3 protein-coding genes are annotated in these 4,853 nt (G+C 52.8%); all 3 read left to right on the top strand.

The features are described 5' to 3' along the window. The first annotated feature begins 227 nt into the window (after window positions 1–227). The 3 genes from Poly51_RS30015 (at window position 228) to Poly51_RS30005 (ending at window position 3,205) form a co-directional block, all read left to right on the top strand. Complete coding sequence (locus tag Poly51_RS30015) at window positions 228–899, top strand: DUF3885 domain-containing protein (RefSeq protein ID WP_146462641.1); 672 nt, start codon at window positions 228–230, stop codon at window positions 897–899. Window positions 900–1,927: 1,028 nt separating this feature from the next. Then, window positions 1,928–2,395 (top strand): DUF2262 domain-containing protein, encoded by a 468-nt coding sequence (locus tag Poly51_RS30010; RefSeq protein ID WP_146462640.1) that lies wholly within the window; start codon window positions 1,928–1,930, stop codon window positions 2,393–2,395. 126 nt (window positions 2,396–2,521) lie between these two features. Then, window positions 2,522–3,205, top strand: a complete 684-nt coding sequence (locus Poly51_RS30005; RefSeq protein ID WP_146462639.1) for a hypothetical protein — start codon at window positions 2,522–2,524, stop codon at window positions 3,203–3,205. Window positions 3,206–4,853: the final 1,648 nt, after the last annotated feature.

Genomic DNA, 4,853 nt, shown 5'->3' with positions numbered 1-4,853 from the left:
CATCACGTAGCTTCTTGATGATCTGTTCGGGTGAATGTCGTCGTCGTTTCTTGCTCATGGAAAATCCTTCGCCGGAATTGGCTCTAGACTTTCATAACCCCTGGATCAGGTTTTGGGGAGCATTCCACACGGAGCACGGCTTGCGAGTTTTTACAAATGGATGCCAAACTCTCCGTGCCCGGTGATGGCAACCGTTCCCCGACTGAGAATCAACGTTCCACCGACAAATGCCTGCATCTTTCGATTCCGACGTTTTTGAACAACAAACCGCTGCTGCATTTCCCGGCTTTGAACTGAACTCTGATGTCATGGACTTTGGCAAGATTCACCTCCGTTTTGAACTTGGTGATGGCCATGCAAATGGAACGTCAAGGCGAGTCGATCAGGCGACGGAGAGAGCCTTGGTGCTATTTGAACGCTGCATGCTTCACACTGATTCCATCGTGCTGATTGTGAACGAGTTCGGATTTTCCGGCGACGAATTGAATCCGACTGATCCCGATGGCTACCTTGCGACACTTATCCCCGAACTGTCAGCCTGTTGCAACGCAGTGATCGTCAACGGAGAGGACGGCGAACCGCTTCTGCGCCGATCGTTTATTAGGACCGCAAAGAGCCGCTTGGACTATCGGGGCATCCTGCGGGGTATCGCATGTCTTGAGCAGGGAAGAACTCCCTGCATCAACGAATCCATCTATTTCGTCAACGAGTCAAAAAGCATTGTATTCTACATGTGCGATGATCGTGGCTGCCTGATCTATTCGTCGGTAGCTGAAACTCTGGCTAGCCTGTACATTGAATACAATGGCTGGCTCGTTGACTATTACCGTGAACACTTTGACGCAATTTGGGGTGTAGGCGATGGCCATTCAACGGAGCCTGGATGCGGGGAACCATGAATTGCACCGAAGTACGCGAGTTGAGTTACTTGGCCATCACAACGTCCACCGCGCGTACTCGGTGAATTCGGTCGTTATCGGACAAGCAATCATTCGGACTCTGGCAATCATATCATGCTGAAGCGAACACAATTACCAAAGTTATCGCTTCGGTCAATCTTCATCTTTCATTTGATAATTGGTCTGTACCTAGCATCCTGGGCTGCGACTTACAAATATGAACATAGCTTGCAGCATCCGCCTTCGGACCTGTGGGATTGCAGCGAGCCGTACACAGTTCCACTGGCATTTCTTATCGTCAATTCCCACATCGACGCAAATAAATTTTCCCCTGGTCTGGAACGGAGATACTATCTATGGTCAGGTGTTCGAAAGCACTTGATTCACAGATCATGGTCACCAATACTATTGGGCAACTCGCGTCCGATTCCCATTGATGATCTCACAAAGGAGATCGTCCGATAACCAACGATTGCACCCAAGCGGCGATCAGGTGCACTGACAAATCAATGATTCATCCCGCCGCTGGGTGAATCGACCCGTTATCGGACTGACTCCCCAGATGTTCCGCGTGTTTGCTTGCACAAACGATTGCTGCAACGCTTGGTCATCGGTGCGTCGTTTGGCTGTTGTGTTAACGACTCATCGATTCAAACGCCTTGATCCTACGTTTGCGAATGCTTCAGCCCACGCCTCTCGCATTCCTTGATGCTGTTCGCTGTTTTCGTTTGCTGATCCAACGACAACGTTTTCGATCCTTCGTTTACCGTCACAAAGCACCGTCGAAAGACAATGCCCGTTTACTTGCCGACCCGATCAACGCCCGATTGCTTGCCGCGTTAACCATCGCCCACTAAACTGTGGCGGCGCGTTATCCACTGCCCAGCGCTCGATCAACGCCCGTTCATAAATGCCGATAACCAACACATGCACCGGAGTGGCGGTGGTCACGTTTTTTTGAAATCACGTCAACCGCCGCCACCCGGTGATGTGAAACGTTCCCCGACAAAAAACAACATGTACCAACGATGCCACGCAAAATCACATCTCCAGTGCTTGGTGCGTTGAAGTTTCATCGCAGTGATGGATCGTATTCCGTCGCGATGGACCACAAGGGCGCAGAGATCTCGCTTCACTTCCTTTGCCAGACGGACGACGCGATTCAACGCTTCGTCCCAATAGCAGAACGGGTTTGGAAGGGCCGCGTGCGTTACTTTAAAGCGTTTCGTGAGTACGCCGTCTCAAACCTACTCGATCAACTGAACGGGTTTTTGGATTGTGGCGAAGAAGACCCACCGCAAGTGACCGCCTCACAACTACGAGGTATGCTCAAAACCCCTTTTTCAATAACATTCATCCTTTCCGGCAACGAATACGAAGACGAGATGTTTTTCATTAGTGGTGGGGACGATCCGAGATTGCTTGATCATTGCCTCGCCGTCTATTTCGACTCACAGGGCAATATCACCGACGGTGAGGCTGTTTCACTCTTTTAGGCTCCTGCCAAACTACAATGCGGGGAACCATCCGATGCACCGAAGGACCGGTGGTCATCTTTCACGAATGGACGCTCAACTCCCGGTCCTCGGTGATCGGTAACGTTACCCGACTGAAGATGCTTCATGGCCAAGCTCTACGAAAAGTCTTTCTATCGGCGCAAGATCTCTACACGCAGGGGCGTCTGGACAACGTGGACTGCGCCGCAAACCTGGAGCTCGTGGTTGATTCGACCGGCAGCCGATGATGTGATCAGTGAACTCTTCTCATGTGACTGTGTTTCGGGCATCACTGACGTGACCGACTCGGTTGCGATTCGTGACTTTGTGCCGCCTTCCGGCAATTGGTCATTGCTGGTGCAAACACCGCATCAAAGATGGGCAACCTTCGCTGATCACCTGAAATACAATGAGTCGCTGGAACCGTTACGAAATCAATTTCCGGGCGACGTTCTTACGACGGGGGCAATTGATGATAGCGGGGTATTTTACGTTCGCCTTTGGACGGCCGGGTCGCAAAAATTGGAGCTCGTCACTGATGGCAGGGGGTGGCCCATGCCACCGGAAGACATTGACGACGAAGATGACGAGGACTATCGATCGATTTTCGGATTTGTTTCCGACAAACACGAATCCGATTGGCCTCATTCCTTCGACCGGAGCGAAGAGGCCCACCAACAATTAATCATCGACCTAGATGCATACGTCCCACATTTTTACTTCGCCGACAACGAACTTGGCTGTAGTTACGAACACCGCGATGCTGCCGACATGAAGAACATTGATCGTGTGTCGTTGGTCGAGTTCTAGGTAAACTACGGCGGGTCTCCAGGAACACCACCCACTTCCCACCCGTGAGCGGGGCAAATTGCGTTAAGATGGGAAGCTTGCGGCAGCGGGCGAATGTTCCTCCACTGCCACCCCGAAGCGCAGCGTTGTAAGTCTGATAACCATCCGATGCAACCGAGCGGCGAAGTCGGGCGTTTTGAAGTGGATGATCAACCGTCGCCGCCGGCTGATCGGTAACGTTATCCGACTGGCAACGGACGTACTGGCAAACTATCTCCTACTCTGTCCTCGCGAATCAAGATGCTCCATCATTAACGCGCGCAGTCTCAACACAAGTTTCTCCAACATTCGCCGACTGGTCTTCGTCAACAAACTGAAACATGATGCACCTACATCCATTTGCTCCTCCCAAAACACATACCGACCACCTCATCGAAAACGATTCTCTGCAAAACAGAATAGGATCTTGGCTGATGGGCTTCGCGGCTTACTGCTGTTTGATTTGCGCAGTTGCCATACTGATTGCCAACTTCACTCCAATACGAACGCTTGGACCATTGCGAATGCGGGACATTGTGCTGACGGCCACGATATGGGTCGCTTGTTCACTTCTATTCGCATACGCTCGCCGCGGAATTGGACGGGGAGCGATTCGACGTTCTGTGTTGGTTGCCCTAGCGACCATTGCTATAGCGGTCGCTGCGCCCCGTCTCGGGTTCGGCATTGCCTATGGATTTTGAATTCACAACGGCGGATCTCCAGGAACACCACCCACTTCCCACCCGTGAGCGGGGCAAATTGCGTTAAGATGGGAAGCTTGCGGCAGCGGGCGAATGTTCCTCCACTGCCACCCCGAAGCGCAGCGTTGTAAGTCTGATAACCATCGCATGCACCGGAGCGGCGGTGGTCAACTTTTTCGTCTGCTTGCACGTCAATCGCCGCCGCCCGGTGATGCGTACCGTTATCCCAACTAATGCGCGGAGGTGCCGGCTGATCCTGCTTCGTTGCGGTTCGATCGGCAACGCTCGACTCCCGGGGATGCCGGCCGACTTTGCTTTAAACGCTTGACTCGAAATCACGTCCGAACGTGACGTACCGCATCGCCGGAAAATCTCTTGGTCGCGCTGATCTATTTTTTCCGGCGGTGCGGAACGTCACGTTCTCCAGGTTGCTTCCAGCGTTTCCCCATGCCCGAAGCTTGCGGTTCGTCCGGCATTGGAATGGTTTACTCCGCTGCAAGCTGCCGAAACGCGGACACTCTCGCCAATGGCTCTATTTGTCTTTTCCCACCGGGCCTCGCCATTGGCGAGAGAGTCCGCGTTTCGGCTCCCTTCGGTCGCCGTGCCCGACCCGCTGACGGTCGGCAAAGCTCGAAACTTGCCGCACGATTCAATGCCCGCTATGCTGTTGAACGGTGGTCACCACTGCCCAACGCTGATTCAATGCTCGATTCAATGCAATGGGATAACCACGGCATGCACCGGAGTGGCGGTGGCACGGTTTTCTCGAAATCACGATTTTCGCCGCCACCCGGTGATGCCAACCGTTCGCCGAACAAACTTCCACACTAGAATCAATGGCAATCTCAAAGAAGCGTCAACAAGAAATCATCGACCTTGCCACTCCTGGTGTGCCGCCTGGGACACCCGAAGAGTTGTGGAACGATGAT

Source organism: Rubripirellula tenax (assembly GCF_007860125.1).
Taxonomy (GTDB): Bacteria; Planctomycetota; Planctomycetia; order Pirellulales; family Pirellulaceae; genus Rubripirellula; species Rubripirellula tenax.
This window is presented reverse-complemented; position numbering and strand designations above follow the sequence as displayed.